We start from the raw sequence: 20,054 nt of genomic DNA on the forward strand, positions 1-20,054 counted from the left end.
GCATTTACCAAACAGAAGTCTTGAGTATCGTCGGTAGTGGTTGGCGTTGCAGGATCAGTAACTGTTACTGTTACTAGTAAACGAACTGAACTTTCACATCCTGTTATTGGGTCTAAGATTGCTCCGTAATAAGCACCGTTTGCTAAAGCTGTTGTCGGAGCTAAAGCCGCTCCTCCAGTTGCAACGTTGTACCAAATTACGCTAGTCTCATTTGTCTGAAGATTTGCTACTGTTGGTGTATTTACCAGACAGAAATCTTGAGTATCATCAGTAGTAGTTGGTGTAGCTGGGTCGATCACAGTTACGGTTGTAACTTGAAGTTCACCATTTTTATTTTGACATGTAAAATCACTTGTTACTGCAACATAATAAGAAAAAGGGCTCATAAGTTTTGTTAACCCTGAGATTGTTAAAACTCCCACATTACTAACTGCATAAGTGACATTATCAACCACTAATCCATCAGTAATAGGCTGTGTTTTATTCGCATCAAAATACCAAAAGAAGACTGGGCTTCCCAAAGTACTTGTTGGTGTTAATACAGCATCAGTATCATGACAAATAGAAGCATTGTTTACTGCAATATCTGTTGGTAAAGATGTTGGCAATATTGTGAACGTAACTTGTTTTCTATCGCCTGAAACTGTTTCACAAAACTCATCTGAACTTACTCCAACATAATAAGTATAAGTTCCAGGAACTAATCCTGTTAACTTTAATTCAGAAGTTGTTTCCCCAGGAACCAACTGACTTGTTGTACCATCAAAACTATACCAATAGTATATTGGATTTGTAAGTACTGGTGTAACAGCTAAAGTTGCATTCAATGTTACTTTTCCATCTTCAGCACAAATAATAGTGTTATTTCCCCCATTAATTGTTACACTTGCTACTGCTGCTGCAGGAGTTGTAGCTCTAACAACTACAGTCACTTCTCCTCTCGCAAGAGCTGCACAGCCATAACGAATTGGTTGGATATAATATTTATAAGTACCTGTTGCTAACGTAGCTGGAATCGTATATGTCTGACCATCGGCAAGGAAATTTCCTCCAGTTGGGGAGTCATACCATTTATAAGTCGAACAATTGGCAGGGGGCACTTCTAATGTTATATTGCTACCAGGGCAGACCGTGACCATATTATTAATGTCTCCCCCAAGAACTTTAGTATTTGTTACACGGTCAATATTATGTACTCTAAGTTGGTCTAACACACTTGCTACACCTCCTAAAGATATTGTAACTCTATCATATGGTTGAGTTTGAGGTGCAACAACGGTCATTGCTATTGTACCTCCCGAAAGTAGTCTTAAAGACAATAAACTACTATTGTTTTGAATCGGTGCACCAACAGCAGTATTTCCTAAATAAAGCTGAATATTAAATCCTGTAAGCAAATTGAGATTTAAAATCGTTCCAGGTTTAGAAATTGTTATTCTAAGGCTATCTCCAACCATCGATGGTGTTCTAAAAGTTGCTGTAAGCTGAGCAGCAGCAAGTACTCCTGCTCCACTAAACATTGTAGCATAAGTAGCAACATCACCATCGGCAATATTCCATGGGTCTGTCACCCCTACAGTAGCCGTTAATGCGCCTACTCCTAAGTCTTTTACACCAAAGAAAACATCTTCAATATCACCTTGTCCACAAGTTATCTGAGTAACTGGCTTATCATAATAAGCATCATACACATTAATATTTTGTGCTACACCTAAAATTGACCCCATTTGTACTCGAATACCGTCATAAGCTTTAGGCCCTGTAGCATCGGATGGAACAAATGTATATTCGAATGAATTTTGACCTGATAATAAATTTAGTAATGATCCCGATATAGATTGTAAAGTTCCAATATCAATTGGGTTTCCAAGTCCATCACGTTTAGTTCCTACCACAGTAACACTTTGTCCCAGTGCAACAGCGCTATAATCTGAACCTAACTTAATTGTTACAGGAGTACCTTGTGTTATTGTTCCTGGCCATTGTAGATTTTGCCATGTTGTTCCAATACCTAAAAGTCCTAAACCAGTTGTTATTGTAGAATAGGTTTGTGGATTACCATCTACAGCACTAGCTTCATTTGTAACAGTTCCTGTAACAATAGTTCCCCACTGTTGAGTTGTAGCATATTCTCTCTCTAATAATGGGTCACAACTAGCTGGGTCTATAACAGTAATTGTAATAGTCTGACTATTAGTACAAGTTCCATTACTCGCAATTACGGTATAAGTAAAAACACCAACAGTATTAAGTGCGCCTGTATTATTTGATGGTATAGCATTCCCTGATGGATCATACCACGTAACAGTTCCATTTGAAGTTGCGGATAAAGGTACAGAATCACCTAAATTCACAACCACCGAACTTGTTACTGCTGTTAAAGTAGGTAACTGATTAATTGTAACCGTTACTTTTTGTTTTACAGATGGACAATCAACACCGGTTGTTTGTGCCTGAATCCAATAATCACCACTTACTGTAATATTCCCTGCGGCAACTTCTGTGATTGGATTGTTTGATGAATCAAAGAAAGTATATGTCGTATTTCCTGATGTATCAAAATTTGTGATAGCATCTTTTAAATTTACTTTGGCACAACCCGCCAAAGTTGCAGTAACTGTTAAAGCTGAGCCTGCTGGAAAATTTACTACAACTTCTTTTAAAGCTCCGTCTATATTTTCGCAAATACCTCCATTAAGTACCGAAACATAATATTTATAAGGTGCATCAGTAGCATTAAGTCCACTAATTGTAAGAGCACCTGTTGAAGCATCTTTGGAGAAGGTAACTCCAGGTTGGGCAACAATAGTAGTCCCTGTTATAATTTCCTGAGTTTTACTTTGATCTGTATAATATTTAAATGTTGCTCCCGCAAATGTAGATGTCGGAGATAAAACAGCACCTCCCGCACAAGTAGCGGTTAAAGGAGTTGTTATCGTAATATCACTTTCTATAGGAATAGGCAACACTGTTACTGTAATAGCCTGACGATTAGTATTCAAACACGGTGTAACTCCACGACTAGCTTCTAAATAAAATGTTTTAGTTCCTATTAATGATCCCGTTGTATAAGTGTTTGTATTAGTTGCTAAAGCAGTCCCACCAGTTGCTACATCATACCAAGTAAATGTTTGTGTACCCGTAGCCGTAGCTGTTAATGTAGTAGTTTGTCCTGCACAAATTGGAGATGATGCTCCTGTTATCGAAGCATTTGGATATCTGTAAGAAGCCTCATAAATATCTAAGCTCGTCAATAAAGTAGCTAATCCGCTTAATTGAATCTGAACACTTGTAAATGGACCTGCTGCTGTAAAACTCGCTCTAAAGCGGTTTCCTCCTAATAGTTGAACATTTAAAAGCGAACTAATAGCAACTTGATCACTATTAGGAACACCTGAGTTAAAACTTTGCAAAGTAATATTCGAAAGAGCACTGATATCAAGAAGTCCCACAGGAATTCCTAATTCAACATCTATAATATCACCTGTTTGCCCTGTTGTAGGGAAACTCAACATTTGCTGAATATAATCCCCTAGTAAACCAACAGGAATTGAAAGGTTGGCAGCAGTTGCATTATTTCCATCCACAGAAGCTCCGTTATTTGTTGAATCACATAATAAGCATCCTGTTGTTCCTCCTTTTGAAGTTACTTGTGAATTAGCTAATAAACAAGAATTGATTGAATTACTTATGACAACATTAATAACAGCCCTTGTACTATTTGTACAAGCTGTAGTTGTACTTCTCGCTGCAATATAAAAGCTCTTATTTACTATTAAAGCAGGAGATGGTGTATATGAGGTTGTGCCAGATGATAGTAAGTTTCCATTAATTGGAGCATCATACCAATCGTAAGCTACATCTGTAACAGGATTCGTAACCTGCAAAGTAACATTCTGTCCAGATTGAATAAATACTGTTGATGATCCTACAGTTGGTACTGCTGGTATTGGATTAACATTTACATGTACCGGAGTACGTGTAGGACTTGAACAACTTCCAATAACTGCTTCAACATGATAAGTTACAGAAGCAGTTAAACCTGGTGTCGTATAAGTCGTACCTGTAAATACCAAATTTCCACCCGCAGATTCATCATACCACTTATAAGTTGTACCTGCAACTGGTGAATCAACTGTTATTATTGTGGATTCTCCACTACATACATTTAAAGGTGTAGCCACAACCGTTGTTGGAGCAACAGGATTATTAACTGTTACAGTAACAGGAAATCTTTCGCTATTTAAACAACCATTGCGAGTAACTTCTACATAATAGGTAGTATTCACGGTTAAAGGTAATGTTGTATAAGCAGCTGTGCTACTCAATAAAGTTCCTCCAGTTAAAGCATCATACCACTTAATCGTTTCACCTAAAGCTGCACTAGATATTAACGTTGTTGTTTGTCCGCTACAAATTGTCGTATTTCCAGTTATAGTTCTTGCTTTAAATTTATATGAAGCCCCATAAATATTAAGATTTGTTAGTAATGTTGCTAAACCTCCTAACCTAATCTCAACACGATCAAAGGCTGAACCTGCTGTAAGACTTGCTTTAAAACGATTACCCGTTAATAATTGAATATTTAAAAGAGAACTGTTTACAGCTACTCTATCATTATTATAGGTAGCACCATTATAGGTAGCTAATGAAATATAACTTAAGGCGCTTATATCTAAAAGTCCAGTTGGAATTTCTAAATCAACTGTAATAACATCTCCGGCCTGACCTGAGTTATTAAACTGTAGTGTCTGTTGAATCCAACCAGTAATCAAACCAACAGGTACTGATAATGTGGCTGCAGTACTGCTGCTACCATCAACCGAATTGTTAGGATTACTTGAAGAACATAATAAGCAAAGTCCGTTTTGAGCTGTCTGTTGGCTATTAGCATCCAAACATCCTCCCAACGAACTAGTTGAAACATTTACAACGATCGGTACTCTGGTAGCACTTACACATCCTCCTGCAACATTACGCGACTCAACATAATATGTTTTGGTAGCGGTTAGTATTGGAGTAGTAAAAGTATTAGAACTAGCCAATAATAAAGTTCCTCCTGTAGGTACATCGTACCAATCCAAAACAACTCCAGACTCTGATGTCGAAGCGCTTAAGCTTGCATTTTGTCCCGTTAATATTGAGACACTTGGCGTTAATACCGTTGCCACAGCAGGAATTGGAGTTAAAGTAACACTAACCGGAGTTCTTGTTGCTGTCTTACAAGCTCCTATCGAAGCCTCAACATAAAAATTAGTCACACCCGCTGATACTGTAGGTGTATATGTAGTACCTGTAGTTATAGCAACACCTCCAGTTGGAGTACTAAACCAGGAATAAGTTGTTCCCGGTACGGGACTTATCACCGATAATGTAGTCGCCTGTGTAGCTGTAGAAGAACAAATTGCAGTACCGCTACTATCTATAGCAGGTAATAGAGGATTTAGAACATTTACTGTTACTGGTATTCGTTGATCGCTTTCGCAACCTACACCTCTTGAAACACTTACATAATAAGTAGTTGTAGCTGTTAAAGCTGGTGTTGTATATGTATTAGTATTAGAAAGTGCAGTAGTAGAAGTTGCTGAACTATACCAAGCCAATGTTGTTCCAGCACCAGGCGTAGCAGAAAGAACTGCTGATTGCCCATAACATACTGATTGTGATTGGCCTCCTGTAATAGTTGGCGGTGCAAACTGCAAACGCACCTCATATACTCTTAAATTTACTAATAAGCTTAATAGGCCTCCAGTTTCAATTCTTACACCATTTGCATCACCGGGCAATGTATATGTTACAGTTGCTATTGCATTACCAGGTAACAGCTGAAGGTTTAATAATGGACTATTTAAGGCTACCTGCGAGCCAACATCAGCCGCTCCATTTTTAGCCTGAACAGAGACATTAGATAATAAACCAACATCCAACAATCCGTTTCCTGTACCTAAATAAAAAACAATTTGGTCTCCCGCTTTTGCTGTCTGACTAAAACTTAATGTTTCTTGTGCAAAACAGAGTAAACCAACAGCATTTGTTAACGAAGCATAAGTAGCCATACTTCCATCAAATGCATCATTGGGAGTCGTTACACTCATACCAACGCACAATAATCCACCTGTACTATTGGTCTGTGAGGTCGGCTTACAAAAAGTCTGTGAAAATGAGCTCGAAAAGGGAATTAATATCAAAAACAACCACAAATAATTTTGTAGAAATGCCCCCTTTTTTATTGTTAAGAAAAATGTTTTCATATTCCTGAGAGATTAATAAAGTGATAAATAAATTCCAATATGATAAATAGGCAACTCTATCAACAACCTCTCTTGTGCATTTACGCAGAGATTATTAAAACAAAAGCCATAATAACAAATCATCAGAAATACATTCTAATGCTGTTAAAAACATCTAAATTTTAAGGTCTATAAAAAATTACTCAGAATTTGTTGCAAACTCAATTCGCGAAGAAGCGTATGATTCCTTAATTCGACAAAATTTAAAAGTCAAATGAATGCTAAAAAAAGAAAGATGTTTACAAGAGTCATTTAAAGTAGATTTTAATTTCATAAAAATGTTTTTAAGAGATTAATGTATTTATTAGGGATTCTACTTTTGTCATTTTTTGGTTACCATAAGGCACTAAAAGCCTGTATGCGATGCTCCATATGGTCATCCATAAAAATAAAAAACAGAAATTTTAACTCGACAATTTTAAGTACAAGAAAGAATTCACACGATAATCTTAAAGAAACAGAGTTCTACAAGAAATGCGAAAAACTAAGATCTATTGATTTTATAAATAGATTTAATTACTAATACTTGAGTAGTCGATTTACGCTTCTGGAGACTGAAGACTCAAATTAATAATACTAACTACGTATTATTATCGAATAGACAACATCGATAATCACGCCTATATTGAACATACTGATTGTTTAATTTGGGGATACAAAAAATCAGTTGTTTTATAAAAATATTTAAAAGGAAAAATTGCTTTCTAGCTATACTAACAAAATTAGATATGACATTTAATTTTGAATTGAATGCTAATGAAGTAAAGAATAAAGAAAAGAAGAATTCATTTCTTCTGAAAAAAGTAATTATAAATTCCATAAGCATCCAGGTTAAATAATAATTGACAAAAAATCGTACAAAAAATTTATTTATTTAAAGAGCTTTTTTTAAAAAGCCTTCATGCTATTATGTGGTATTATATTATTTTATTACAGAAAACAAATTAGAATAATAATAAATAATCATTTTTTTTATATATTGCTCTCCATTTCATTAGAATTCCCCGATTCTATATAAATATATAACCTATCTATACTTAATCAGATTTATATCTGACTTTCGGTGTTGTGCGATTTTGGGCAATAATTCAAATTTTAAGATATTAACTTAAAACATGCGAGTAATTAACGTTTTTTGACTATTTCTTTAATAGTCTTAAGATTAATTAACAATCGTTTAATGATTAATATTTCATAAATGTAAAAATCTTTTTTCGAATATGCAAGTAAAAAAATCACTAAATGCGAATTTAATCTTAAAACGATTAAAAAAAGCTTTACATATAAACACCGACATCGAGTTATCTAAATTATTGAATATCAAACCAAACACTATCTCTACATGGAAGAAAAGGGATACTTTGGATTTTAGTGCAATAATCTCAATTTGCAATGTTCATGAAATTGACTTAAACAAAATACTTTCAGAAAAAAGCCACAACGAAAAAACTAACAATATAATATTAAACAATACCCCTTTAATTAAAAGAGAGATACAGTTTGAATATTGTCTTGGAAATGAAGATTTATTAAACACTTTACCCAAATATCATTTTCCATTTATCCAAAGCAAAATTTCAAGAGCTTTTGAAGTAGTTGGAAATAATATGAAACCTATTATAAACGCAAATTCATTTGTAGTTTGTGAAATTGCAGATATAAATACAATAGAAGAAAATGCGATTGTAGTAATAATAAGTAAAACTAAAGGGCTAATCATTAATCGAATAAGCAATGATAGCCCTTTAGAAAAAAACTTTACTTTAAGCAATGATAATGCTTTCTTTAAAAACACTACTATCGACTCTGAAGATATTAAGGAAATCTGGGCAGTAAAGAATATACTGATTAGAATTTAATTCAATCCAGATTTATTTAATGGTAATCAATCAAAGCGATTACGATTCGATAATCGTATTTATTTGCTTAAACAATTGACCATCGCTCAAGAATGCTCCTTGTTGAATTAATTCAAAAATTGAAGTATTACGATCATCGGTAAAAACTTTTTTACCAACTTTCATTTCGATAGTTTCAGTAAACATATTATCACTAAGCCATTGTAAACCTTCTTTAGTCAGGAAATCAGTTTCTGGAACTAAGGATTTCAAAACTATTGATTGCACATGTGTATCAAAACATTGAAATAAGAAAATATGATTCTTAGAAAAATGTTCTAAAAATTCGGCTCTTGAGAGAACGCCTTCCCAAATTAAATCAGAGAATACATCTAGCTCTTGCTCAGCTACCTCAGGCTTGTTTATTTTGATCGAATCCCACTCTGCCTTATCAATTGCCTGCGTTCCTAAAAAGTTAGCAAATTCGGCATGTAATTCATCAAATTGTTCTTTTGTTAATCTTGCGTATTTCATTTTTTTTAGGCTTTATGCCTTACGCTATAAGCTTTAAGCAAGATGCTTTGTGCAAATAACTTTAAGTCTAATTAATTATTATCTCTTTTAAACAAAAAAATCCCGATTTACATCGGGATTTCATATTATAAATTAAAACTATTACTTTTCAGCAACAATTTCGTAAGGTAATTCAACTACAACATCTCTGTGTAATCTAATGCTTGCAGCATATTTACCAGTACGTTTTACGATACCGCTAGTAATAAATTTTCTTTCGATAGAGTTACCAGCTTTTTCTAAAGCTTCAGCAATATCTATGTTAGTGATAGAACCAAAAAGTTTCTCTCCACCAGCTTTTGCGAAAATTTTAATTTCAAGTGCTTTCAATGCTTCAGCTATTTTCTTAGCGTCATCAACAATTTTAGCCTCTTTGTGTGCTCTTTGTTTTAGGTTTTCAGCCAATACTTTTTTTGCAGAAGGAGTTGCTAAAGAAGCAAAACCTTGAGGAATTAAAAAGTTACGACCGTAACCAGCTTTTACAGATACTACATCATCTTTAAATCCTAGATTCTGTACGTCTTGTTTTAAAATAAGTTCCATGTTGTTGTCCTTATATTTGAGAAGTTAGGTTCCATCTTACCGGAAACCAACAACTGTTGTTTAATATTATTTTAATAAATCGGCCACGTATGGCATTAAAGCTAAGTGACGTGCTCTCTTAACAGCTACAGACACTTTTCTTTGGTATTTTAATGAAGTTCCTGTTAAACGACGAGGAAGAATTTTTCCTTGCTCATTAACGAATTTCAATAAGAAATCTGCATCTTTATAATCGATATATTTGATTCCAGATTTTTTGAAACGACAATACTTTTTAGTTTTGTTAGTTTCTATGTTTAAAGGCGTTAAATATCTGATATCTCCGTCTTTTTTTCCTTTTGCTGATTGCTCTATTGTAGACATAATAATTAAGCTTTTGTAGATTTTAATTTTGTTCTTCTTCTCTCAGCCCAAGAAATAGCGTGTTTATCTAAACTTACAGTTAAGAAACGCATAACTCTCTCGTCACGTCTAAATTCAGTTTCAAAAGCAATAAGAACTTCTCCTGCTACTTTGAACTCAAATAAGTGATAAAAACCACTTTTTTTGTTTTGGATTTCGTAAGCCATTTTTTTCAGACCCCAATCCTCTTTTGATACCATTTCAGCTCCTCTACTAGTAAGAAATTCTTCAAATTTCGTTACTGTTTCCTTCACCTGAACCTCAGATAAAACGGGATTTAAAATGAAAACAGTTTCATAATGATTCATAAATACAATATTTATTTGTTAAAATTGGGTGCAAAAGTAACCATTTATTTTATATATCCAACACTTTTTTGCTTTTATTCGACGTATGACAAAAAATAAGCTCTAAATCTAGTTTTTTATTAAAAATAAATCTATATTTACTATTACATTCCCTAAATTTAAATGTTATGAAACTAAATTGTGTTGTAGTAGACGATAGTTCTATCCAAAGAACTATTATCTCAAAATTAGTCAATAATCATCCGAATTTACACTTAATAGGAGATTTTTCTAATGCGATTGAAGCTAGAAGTTGTATCTCTTTAAATAATATTGATTTGATATTTTTAGATATCGAAATGCCCGTTATAAATGGTTTTGATTTTTTAGATGGTCTAAAAACAAAACCTCAAATTATCTTCATTACGTCTAAAGCAGAATATGCTTTAAAGGCGTTTGATTATGACGCCACCGATTATCTACAAAAACCAATAGCAATAGATCGTTTTAATGCTTCTGTAAAAAGAGCACTAGACCTATATGCCTTACGTACAGATGTAAAAGAAGATGAAGGAGAACATATTTTTATCAAAAGTAATCTAAAAAAACTTAAAATTTTCACTGCAAAAATTAAGTGGATCGAAGCTTTCGGTGATTATGTAAGAGTTGTTACAGAAGATGATAGTAATCTTGTACTTTCGACAATGAAGTCTTTTGAAAATGATTTATCAAAAGAAAAATTTATTCGAGTACATAAATCGTATATCATCAATATCGACAAAGTAGAACGTTTTAATAGCAAATTTGCCGAAATCGGAATCACAAAAATTCCGTTAAGTCGAAACAAAAAAGAAGACCTCGTTCGTGCTTTATCTATAACACACTAAAACGTTTAATAAAAGTCGACATTTGTTACCACTCTTATCGCTCTATATTGCGCAACAGCCTCAAAACTATTCAGTATTTTCTGAATAGTTTTTTTTGTACCTCCCAACGGCACATTCTGCGGAATCTTAATTAAAATCGTTCGTATATACTCATTTCTTATTCTGCTAATAACAGGTTCTTCCGGACCTAAAACCGGCATATTCAAATTCTGACTCAAAACCTGATACAACCATATCGAACCTTCTTTTAACTTATCAAAATCACGGTGTTTAAGCGTTAATTTAACCAGTCGGAAATAAGGAGGGTATTTATAAATTTGCCTGTCATACAATTGCTCTTTGTACATCCCGGCATAATCATTATTGGTTACTTGCTGAATTGTATTATGATTTGGGTTATAGGTCTGGATTACAACCTTACCTTGTTTCTCTGAGCGTCCTGCACGTCCTGAAACTTGCATCATCATTTGAAAACTTCTTTCGAAAGCACGAAAATCGGGATGAAACAACATATTATCGGCATTCATTATCCCTACCAAACTTACATTATCAAAATCTAATCCTTTGGCAAGCATTTGTGTTCCTACCAAAATATCTATTTCCCGATTTTTAAAACTATCGATAATTTTCTCAAACCCAAACTTGCCTCGCGTTGTATCCTGATCCATCCTGCCTGTTTTGGCATTTGGGAAAAGCGCAATCAACTCCTGCTCTATTTGCTCTGTACCAAAACCTTTGGTCGTTAAATCAATACTAGAACAACTATGGCAATTTGTTGGTTTTGCCATGCTATAACCACAATAATGGCATCGCAATTGGTTTTTATGTTTATGATAAGTAAGACTTACATCGCATTGCTGGCATTGCGGAACATGCCCACAAGTAATACATTCTATAATAGGTGAATATCCACGTCTGTTTTGAAACAATATAACCTGTTCACCTAAACTTATCGCTTCAGAAATTGCTTCGGTTAAAACATCGCTAAAATGTCCCGTCATGCGTTTTCTAAAATACTTATCTTTTAAATCGACCAAGGCTATATCCGGCATCCGAACATTGTTATAACGTTCTGTAACTGTTACTAACCCGAATTTTTGTGATTGTGCATTAAAATAAGTTTCTAAACTTGGCGTAGCCGAACCTAAAAGAACTTTTGCTTTATGAAAGTTCGCCAGAACAATTGCTGCATCACGCGCATGATAACGTGGTGCAGGATCTACTTGTTTAAAAGTTTGTTCATGCTCTTCATCAACAATTAGTAATCCTAAATCTGCAAATGGCAAGAACAAAGCCGACCTTGCTCCTATTACTATTTGCGCATTTTCGGCATTCCCTAAAGTCTGATTCCAAACCTCAACACGCTCGTTATTGCTATATTTAGAATGAAAAACAGCTACTTTATTCCCAAAATGAATTCGTAATCTGCTTACTAATTGTGTCGTAAGTGCAATTTCGGGCAACAAGTATAAAACCTGTCTTCCTGTTGCCAAATACTCTTCTATAAGTTTTATATAAATTTCGGTCTTACCACTGGAAGTTACTCCATGAAGTAAACAAACTTCTTTTTCGATAAAACTAGTTTTAATTTCCTCAAAAGCTGTTTGCTGAACCAAACTTAACTGTAGTTCTTTTTCGGTACTTTTTCCTGTAAAATTAATTCGGTCTTGTTGTAAAAAATACTCTTCAAAGATTTCTTTTTCAATTAAGGCTTTTACAACTGCCGATGATGATTGTGAGGCTTCTACCAATTTCTTAACTGTTATTGGTTTCTTTTCGGCCGCACTTAACTGAAAAAATGCCAAAACAATTTCTCTCTGTTTAGCAGCACCTTTAAGAATATCTAACAACTCACTTAACCCTTGATTGGAATCGTACTTGCTATGTAACTTAACATAACGAACCAATTTTGGTTTGTAACTTTCTTGTATCTCCTGCTGGAGTACAACAATATCTTTATCTATTAATTTTTGAAGAATAGGAAAAATATTCTTTTTATTTAAAATCGCAACTATATCCTGAACCTTAAGCGAACTCTGTTGTTGCAATGCTTCGTAAACCAAATACTCTTCGTCTGTTAAAGCAGTTTGATCTATAAAAACATCTGCTTTATGCGAAATTACTGTTTCACTCTCTAGCAATAATCCGCTTGGGAATGCACCACGATATACATCGCCAATAGCACACATATAATAGGAAGCAATCCAGAGCCAATGCGCTATTTGAATTTCGGTAGCGATTGGTTTTTCATCCAGAATTTGATGAATTTCTTTAGCTTCATACAGCGTTGGTTCATCCTGATGTATATCCAGAACTAATGCGGTGTACATTTTGCTTTTACCAAAAGGCACAGCAACACGCATCCCTTTCTGAATAAAATTAAACTCTGCTTCGGAAATACGGTACGTAAACGTTTTGGCTAATGAAAGTGGTAAAATGACTTCTACAAAATGCATTTTAAAGATATGTATGATTTAAAATAATAGTATTTGAAATACTATTATTTAGTTTTTAATTTTAAAGCAAATTTACTTTTTATCTGAACTCCCAGAAGCTTTTGCTGCATTATATTCTCTTACCATTTTTAAGGTATGGTTAAGAGATTGGAGATCTTTCCAATTATCATGTCCTGTGATGATATATACTGGTTTTTTGAATTTTGCCTGAACTTTTTTAATAGATTGCTCCCATTCTTTTACATCAGAATCTCCTAAGTAACCTAAATCTGTTGCGTCGGTACTTTTTACAAAACATCCTCCGTACAGTATTTTTTCTTTATTAAACCAAACTACAACATTGTCTGGCGCATGTCCCTTACCTGGATAAAAAACCTCGAAACGGTGCTGACCAACTGTAAATGTAGTATCGTTTGGTATTATAAACTCAGCCTTTTTTTTACCTTCTTTTTCAAGAATCTGATCGGTTAGTTTTATAGTATATGTTTTTATACCTTTTTGTTTATAAAATCCCAAGCCTCCTGCTCTATCCTCGTGCGAATGTGTTGCAATATGCATAACAACATCTTTATGATGCCTGGCTTTTATGCTATCTAGCAATGGCTGAAATTGTGCTTCGTCCCAAGGGGCATCAAATAACACAACGCCTTTATCTGTAAGCAGATACATGGAGTTAGCAGAAATCAGGGTTCCTTTGTAATCGTGAAAAGTTTTATAAACATAAAAGTCACCTGTAAGATGACTTATTTGTAATTTATTATTTTCTGTTTGTCCAAAAGATTTTGTGAATCCTATGAGCAAAAATAATATCATTAATTTATTTCGCATTTTTTTTATAACTCAATTAAGTTTATTTAACTCTTACCCAATATTGTGTTTTTCCTAAAAGAGAAAATCCAATAAATCCGCGTAATTTCAATTTATTTGCAGAGTCTAATGTAATATAACATTTGTACACTTTACCGTTTGTTGGATCTAAAATTGTTCCTCCGTTGTACTCATCACCATCTTTCTTTAAACCATTTATGATTACCATTCCTAAGATAGGCTTGTTTTTAAGCGCTCCCGAGCACGAAGTACACACATCTTTTTTGTGATCTTCACGAAGAATCTCAACTACTTTACCATAAATTTTACCTGATTGTTCATACACTTCTACAATCGATTTTGCTTCTCCTGTTTGATCATCAATAGTTTTCCATTTTCCGATTACAGTTTGACTTTGTACGTTGCCTATTACTACAAATAATAAGCCCATTGTTAAGATCCAGTTTTTCATGATGTTTGTTTTTTAGCCCTGATTACAGCGACATCCTTTATCCCGATTCTTTTAGGGATAAAGATATAGCGGAAAGCAGGAATAGCTTCTAAATGTTATTATTATTTTTTTGTCTTAATTTTCTGATTGTGGCATTTAGTTCGAAACCCAAAAGCAAAATCATACAGTTTATCCAAATGTAAAACATTAGAATTAATAATGTACCAATTGAGCCATAAAGTTCATTGTATTTTGAGAATTTTATAACCCAAATCCCAAAAAAGTATGAAGATATAACAATTAGGATTGTTGTAAATACGGAACCAATACTTATAAACGGCACTTTATTATACTGCTTGGTACCATAACGCAATAATATAGAGGATGTTATCAAAATCATTAAGATTACAAATAAGTAACGCCCCATGATAATAAGAGGAATCCTATCGCTTAGAACATCCTGAATTGTTGTTTTTTGGATAAATACCTCAAAAACAACAATTGTAGCAACGGTCACAAACAATATAATTGTCATGACAAGCGATATTGCTAAGGCTACTAAATATTGACGAAAAAAACCGCGTTTATCAAAGACATGTTTTGATGATTCGAAACCACTAAGGATCCCGTTAATACCATTTCCCATTAAAAATATGGAAAGTAAAAAACCCGATGATAATAAACCTGAATGACTATTATTTAAAATATCGCTAATAATTTTGCTAATTGCATCATACGTATTTGGCGGAACTCCTTGCTGTACAAACTGCAAAAAATCTTGTTGAAATCCATCAATCGGAATAAACGGAATTAAGTTAAGTATAAACAGCGCAAAGGGGAATAATGCCATAAAAAAACTAAAAGAAACAGCACTTGCATGGTATGAAAATGCTCCTTCGATGATCCCAATAGTATATAATTCGAGTAAATCATACAATGAAAATCCTTCGAGCCATGGCAGTTTTATATTCTTTAAGAGACGAACCAGATAGCGTACTACAGGAACTTTATCAAGTCGCTCTTCTATTTCTACAGACATACTTTTTAAATTTTAGATTTTTGAGTTTAGATTACAATTCTAACTCACAAGTCGTAAGTCATAATTAAAACTTAAACTAAAATGCTTTTAAACTCAAATCCATATTATAAACCGAATGCGTTAATGCGCCCGAAGAAATATAATCGACTCCACATAAAGCATATTCACGAATTGTTTTTTCATTAATGTTACCTGAAGATTCTGTTTGGCATTTATCACCGATTAATTCAACCGCTTTTTTAGTATCTTCATAATTAAAATTATCTATTAAAATACGAAAAACACCATCACTTTGTAGAATTTCTCTAATTTCATCAAGACTTCTGGCTTCGACAATTATCTTTAAATCAAGATTGTTTTCTTTAAGATAGGCTTGGGTTTTGGCTATAGCCAAAGTTATACCGCCAGCAAAATCGATATGATTATCCTTAAGCATTACCATATCATAAAGTGCAAATCGATGATTTTCGCCACCTCCTATTTTTACTGCCCATTTCTCGGCAACACGAAAATTTGGTGTCGTTTTACGGGTGTCTAATATCTTGGCATTTGTACCTTTTAAAAGTTGTACGTATTGGTTTGTTTTAGTAGCTATTGCCGACATACGTTGCATCGAGTTAAGCACAACACGCTCCGATTTTAAAATCGATTGTGAACTACCTGTAACATGCAGTACGATATCTCCGTATTTAACCGGAGTTCCGTCTTCGATGAATGTCTCGACTTTTAAACTTGGGTCAACATAATTAAAAATCATTTTAGCAAAAGCAACTCCTGCAATTATTCCATCTTCTTTTACCAATAATTTGGCTTTTCCTTGTGCATCTGCAGGAATACAAGCCAAAGAACTATAATCTCCTGTGCCTACATCTTCGCGAATTGCATTAAAAATAAGCAATTGTAACTCGTTCTGAAATTGTACTTCGTTAATCATTTTGTATGAATTTTAATAGAATGCTAAAGTAGGATATATTTTGTGGATTTGAAAATTTAGACGATTTGAAAATTTAAAACACATATTTTATTAATATCTGCCAGAAAAAGTCTTTAGCGAAAATATACAATCTCAGTCCCGAAATTTCGGAATAATCTCCATGAGTTTCACAACACTGAATCCTCTGATTCTCTGAACCTCAGAAATAAAAAATGTCTTAAAATACTTTTTTAAAAACTTTTAGTAGTAGATAGTCTTTGCGTTTTTAAACAAATTCGCAATGTAAATATAATCTTACTATTAAAAGATTAAATAAAGCTGATTTATTAGTACAAAAAAGTTTTACTAGTGCATTTTTAAAGTACTCATCCTAATTTATGACACTCAATTTTAAAAAAAAAATTAAATTCTTATTTATGAAAAAAATTATTCTCTTACTCTTCTGCATAACAATTATTACTTCGTGTGAAAAAGAAGATTTGACTTCGGCTGCCACAACCGCAACCACAAAATCTCTTACTTCAAAACAAGTAACGACAAACAGTCTCGATGCTTATCCTAACAAACGACAAAATAATTATCCTATCGTACTGGTTCACGGAATGTGCGGCTGGGGACGCGATGAAATGCTTGGTTATCGTTATTGGGGCGGACTTGGAGATACTCAAACCTATTTAAACCTTTACGGATATAAAACTTTTACGGCATCGGTAGGGCCAATATCTAGTAATTGGGATCGTGCTGTTGAGCTTTACTATAATATCGTAGGCGGAAGAGTAGATTATGGTGCTGCGCATGCTCTAAAACATGGACATAACCGTTATGGCGATACTTATCCTGGATTTTACAAACAATGGAGTGCTACTAATAAAGTACACATTGTTGGTCATAGTTTAGGAGGTGCGTCTCCAAGATTTTTAATTCAGCTACTAGAAAATGGAGATGCAGCAGAAAAAGCTTATGTCCCTAGTGGTCAAGAAGCTCCGACTTCGGACTTATTTAAAGGAAATAAAAAAAATTGGGTAGCAAGTCTTACGTCAATTGCGGGTGTGCAAAATGGTGCTTTAACTGTAGATTCTGGTTATTTTAGAGAGGATCTTATGAAAATGGTACTTGGAATGGGTGCTATAGGAGGAATTGGACTAGAGCAAAATACATTTTACAATTTTGACCTTGGTCAATGGGGATTACAACGCCAAAAAAATGAAACTGTAAAGGCATATTTTGACAGGATATTTGACAAAACATCTTCTGGCGCTCCATCATCGGCTCGTTTTTGGAATTCGCAAGATAATTGTATGTATGACTTGAGTGTAAAAGCAATGCAGGTACAAAACGAATGGGTTAAGAGTTCGCCAAATGTTTATTATGCATCGTATACATTTAATGACATGGTTGAGCAAACTAACGGAACTTGGTCGCCAGCCTCTACTATGAGTCTTTTATTTAAACTTGAAGCAGCTAATATAGGCCGAACCACAGCAAGCTTACCTCTTGGTTTCTTAAATTGGAGACCTAATGATGGACTAGTAAGTGTAGTTTCTAGTCAATATCCTATTGGGCATGATTATGTATTAATGGATCCGCTTAACAGAAAGTTGGCGCCAAAAGGGGTTTGGGATGTGCATCCTACTATTAAAGGGCAAGATCACTTAAGTGTTGTGGCTCCAGATTATTTGCAATCAACTAGTACTTGGCTAAATAAATTTTATTTAGACATTGCTAAAGATTTATCTTATTTACCTAAATAATATTTTTTTTCACCATTAAGGTATTAAGGAAAATTAAGCTTTACGCCTTATGAAACTTAATGCCTTAATGGTTTATTTTTATCTTCTTTTACCATTAAGAGATTAAGAAAATTAAGCTTTACGCTCAATAAAACTTAATGTCTTAATGGTTTATTTTTGTATTCTTTACCATTAAGAGATTAAGAAAATTAAGCTTTACGCTTTATGAAACTTAATGCCTTAATAGTTTATTTTTTGTCTTATTTTACCATTAATAGATTAAGAAAATTAGGCTTTACGCTTTATGAAACTTAATGCCTTAATGGTTTATTTTTATCTTCTTTTACCATTAAGAGATTAAAAAAATTAAGTTTTATTCTTTATGAAACTTAATTTTTTTAATGGTTAATTTTATCTTCTTTTACCATTAAGAGATTAAGAAAAATTAAGCTTTATGCTTTATAAAACTTAATGTCTTAGTGGTTTAAATATTTTTCATTTTGGTACATTATCTATTGTAAACATTAGATATCTTTGAACTTCAATTTACTATCAAATGGGATTAATTAAAGATATTTACTCGATTGCTTTTTACGAAAATTTTACTGATTGTGTAGCCAAAGTCATTCCTGACTTTGACAAACAACAATTTATGAATTTGATTTTTGATGCTGATTTTGCCAATAAAGAATGGAAAGATCGCATGCAGCATACTACAATTGTCTTACATGAATTTATGCCTAAAGACTTTGGAAAAGCAGTTTTAACAATTGAGAATATTATCGAGAATTTAAAGAAAAACAAATTCACTGATGGTAATCTGGCTTTTATCTTTTTTGCTGATTATATAGAGAAATATGGTATTGATGATTTTAAAACAAGCGCAAAAGCTTTTGTAATGATTACGCAATTTATAAGTTGTGAGTTTGCCGTTCGTCCATTTATTATTAAATACCATCAGGATATGATTGATGAAATGATAAAATGGTCTTTGCATGAAAATCACCATGTAAGACGCTTGGCTAGTGAAGGTTCTCGTTCTCGATTACCTTGGGCAATGGCAATTCCTGCCTTAAAGAAAGACCCTACGCCAATTTTACCAATATTAGAAAATTTAAAAACTGACTCGTCCGAATATGTTCGTCGAAGTGTTGCCAACAACCTCAACGACATTGTAAAAGACAATCCCGAAATTGTGCTTGATATTGCTGCCAAATGGCAGAATATAAGCCCAGAAACCGATGCTATTATCAAACATGGTTCTCGCACTTTACTAAAACAAGGTAATGTAGATATCCTGAAACATTATGGCTTAGAGAGCACTAATATCCTATTATCAGAATTTGAAATTGGTACTCCAAAAGTAAAAATTGGTGAATACTTAGAATTTCAGTTTTCATTGAATAATGCGAACTCTGAAAGCAAAACTATTCGATTAGAATATGCCGTTTATTATCAGAAATCAAAAGGGCATCTGGCTAAAAAAGTATTCAAAATTAGTGAGCGTATTTATCAGCCAAATCAATTGGTTAAGATTAAAAGAAACCAATCTTTTAAGGTAATCACAACACGTGTATTTCATTTAGGAAAACATCAATTATCGATAATTATTAATGGCACTGAAAGCGAATTATTAGATTTCGAATTGGTTTAATACTAAGAATAAAACAGTTGTTTCTTTAAAAACCATATAAGTGATATAAGGAAATATAAGTTTTCCTTAAATGAACTTACATAACTTATATGGTTCGTTTTTTTTAAAATTTAGATAAAAATAGGTATTTCCTGAACAAGACCTTACTTATACCTCAAGGTTT

The 20,054-nt window shown here is 33.4% G+C and carries 13 protein-coding genes and 1 pseudogene; 4 read left to right on the forward strand and 10 right to left on the reverse strand.

Annotated elements, in window-relative coordinates:
- Positions 1 to 6,095 (reverse strand): annotated as a pseudogene (locus tag OA93_RS16345) (hypothetical protein); the annotation flags it as partial.
- Between the two features lie 1,415 nt (positions 6,096 to 7,510).
- Between OA93_RS16345 and OA93_RS24195 the strand changes: the two are divergent.
- Positions 7,511 to 8,149, forward strand: coding sequence for a helix-turn-helix domain-containing protein (locus tag OA93_RS24195; protein WP_052259481.1), 639 nt, complete (start codon positions 7,511 to 7,513; stop codon positions 8,147 to 8,149).
- Between the two features lie 39 nt (positions 8,150 to 8,188).
- On the opposite strand, the gene OA93_RS16355 is transcribed toward OA93_RS24195, so the two are convergent.
- The 4 genes from OA93_RS16355 to rpsF form a co-directional block, all read right to left on the reverse strand.
- Positions 8,189 to 8,662, reverse strand: coding sequence for a DUF6495 family protein (locus tag OA93_RS16355; RefSeq protein WP_039114526.1), 474 nt, complete (start codon positions 8,660 to 8,662; stop codon positions 8,189 to 8,191).
- A 141-nt stretch (positions 8,663 to 8,803) separates the two neighbouring features.
- Positions 8,804 to 9,244, reverse strand: coding sequence for a 50S ribosomal protein L9 (rplI, locus tag OA93_RS16360; RefSeq protein WP_039114527.1), 441 nt, complete (start codon positions 9,242 to 9,244; stop codon positions 8,804 to 8,806).
- Positions 9,245 to 9,310: 66 nt separating this feature from the next.
- Positions 9,311 to 9,607 (reverse strand): 30S ribosomal protein S18, encoded by a 297-nt coding sequence (gene rpsR / locus OA93_RS16365; RefSeq protein WP_002987043.1) that lies wholly within the window; start codon positions 9,605 to 9,607, stop codon positions 9,311 to 9,313.
- 5 nt (positions 9,608 to 9,612) lie between these two features.
- The gene (gene rpsF, locus OA93_RS16370; RefSeq protein WP_035628733.1) at positions 9,613 to 9,954 is read right to left on the reverse strand and encodes a 30S ribosomal protein S6; all 342 of its coding nucleotides are present in this window, start codon (positions 9,952 to 9,954) and stop codon (positions 9,613 to 9,615) included.
- A 167-nt stretch (positions 9,955 to 10,121) separates the two neighbouring features.
- Here rpsF and OA93_RS16375 point away from each other — a divergent pair, with 167 nt between their 5' ends.
- Entirely contained in the window at positions 10,122 to 10,820 is a 699-nt protein-coding gene (locus OA93_RS16375; RefSeq protein ID WP_035628734.1) for a LytTR family DNA-binding domain-containing protein, read from the forward strand.
- Positions 10,821 to 10,825: 5 nt separating this feature from the next.
- Here OA93_RS16375 and priA read toward each other — a convergent pair whose 3' ends face one another.
- The 5 genes from priA to nadC form a co-directional block, all read right to left on the reverse strand.
- Entirely contained in the window at positions 10,826 to 13,276 is a 2,451-nt protein-coding gene (gene priA / locus OA93_RS16380) for a primosomal protein N' (protein ID WP_039114531.1), read from the reverse strand.
- 72 nt (positions 13,277 to 13,348) lie between these two features.
- Positions 13,349 to 14,104 (reverse strand): subclass B1 metallo-beta-lactamase, encoded by a 756-nt coding sequence (gene bla-B1-FLAV, locus OA93_RS16385; protein WP_039114533.1) that lies wholly within the window; start codon positions 14,102 to 14,104, stop codon positions 13,349 to 13,351.
- Positions 14,105 to 14,126: 22 nt separating this feature from the next.
- Entirely contained in the window at positions 14,127 to 14,555 is a 429-nt protein-coding gene (locus tag OA93_RS16390) for a DUF2147 domain-containing protein (protein ID WP_039114535.1), read from the reverse strand.
- Positions 14,556 to 14,643: 88 nt separating this feature from the next.
- The gene (locus tag OA93_RS16395; protein WP_039114536.1) at positions 14,644 to 15,573 is read right to left on the reverse strand and encodes a YihY/virulence factor BrkB family protein; all 930 of its coding nucleotides are present in this window, start codon (positions 15,571 to 15,573) and stop codon (positions 14,644 to 14,646) included.
- 76 nt (positions 15,574 to 15,649) lie between these two features.
- Positions 15,650 to 16,507 (reverse strand): carboxylating nicotinate-nucleotide diphosphorylase, encoded by an 858-nt coding sequence (nadC, locus tag OA93_RS16400; RefSeq protein WP_039114538.1) that lies wholly within the window; start codon positions 16,505 to 16,507, stop codon positions 15,650 to 15,652.
- Positions 16,508 to 16,923: 416 nt separating this feature from the next.
- Here nadC and OA93_RS16405 point away from each other — a divergent pair, with 416 nt between their 5' ends.
- Positions 16,924 to 18,258, forward strand: coding sequence for a lipase (locus OA93_RS16405; protein WP_131474494.1), 1,335 nt, complete (start codon positions 16,924 to 16,926; stop codon positions 18,256 to 18,258).
- Positions 18,259 to 18,793: 535 nt separating this feature from the next.
- Entirely contained in the window at positions 18,794 to 19,891 is a 1,098-nt protein-coding gene (locus OA93_RS16410) for a DNA alkylation repair protein (RefSeq protein WP_039114539.1), read from the forward strand.
- Positions 19,892 to 20,054 lie beyond the last annotated feature (163 nt).

This window comes from Flavobacterium sp. KMS, from assembly GCF_000813005.1.
GTDB lineage: Bacteria > Bacteroidota > Bacteroidia > Flavobacteriales > Flavobacteriaceae > Flavobacterium.

What these genes read in the sequence shown, in the direction of transcription:
- rpsR (WP_002987043.1), bottom strand. Translation starts at nt 9,607, where the DNA reads ATGTCTACAATAGAGCAATCAGCAAAAGGAAAAAAAGACGGAGATATC.
- OA93_RS16405 (WP_131474494.1), top strand. Translation starts at nt 16,924, where the DNA reads ATGAAAAAAATTATTCTCTTACTCTTCTGCATAACAATTATTACTTCG.
- OA93_RS16390 (WP_039114535.1), bottom strand. Translation starts at nt 14,555, where the DNA reads ATGAAAAACTGGATCTTAACAATGGGCTTATTATTTGTAGTAATAGGC.
- OA93_RS16410 (WP_039114539.1), top strand. Translation starts at nt 18,794, where the DNA reads ATGGGATTAATTAAAGATATTTACTCGATTGCTTTTTACGAAAATTTT.
- rpsF (WP_035628733.1), bottom strand. Translation starts at nt 9,954, where the DNA reads ATGAATCATTATGAAACTGTTTTCATTTTAAATCCCGTTTTATCTGAG.
- priA (WP_039114531.1), bottom strand. Translation starts at nt 13,276, where the DNA reads ATGCATTTTGTAGAAGTCATTTTACCACTTTCATTAGCCAAAACGTTT.
- rplI (WP_039114527.1), bottom strand. Translation starts at nt 9,244, where the DNA reads ATGGAACTTATTTTAAAACAAGACGTACAGAATCTAGGATTTAAAGAT.
- OA93_RS24195 (WP_052259481.1), top strand. Translation starts at nt 7,511, where the DNA reads ATGCAAGTAAAAAAATCACTAAATGCGAATTTAATCTTAAAACGATTA.
- OA93_RS16355 (WP_039114526.1), bottom strand. Translation starts at nt 8,662, where the DNA reads ATGAAATACGCAAGATTAACAAAAGAACAATTTGATGAATTACATGCC.
- OA93_RS16395 (WP_039114536.1), bottom strand. Translation starts at nt 15,573, where the DNA reads ATGTCTGTAGAAATAGAAGAGCGACTTGATAAAGTTCCTGTAGTACGC.
- bla-B1-FLAV (WP_039114533.1), bottom strand. Translation starts at nt 14,104, where the DNA reads ATGCGAAATAAATTAATGATATTATTTTTGCTCATAGGATTCACAAAA.
- nadC (WP_039114538.1), bottom strand. Translation starts at nt 16,507, where the DNA reads ATGATTAACGAAGTACAATTTCAGAACGAGTTACAATTGCTTATTTTT.
- OA93_RS16375 (WP_035628734.1), top strand. Translation starts at nt 10,122, where the DNA reads ATGAAACTAAATTGTGTTGTAGTAGACGATAGTTCTATCCAAAGAACT.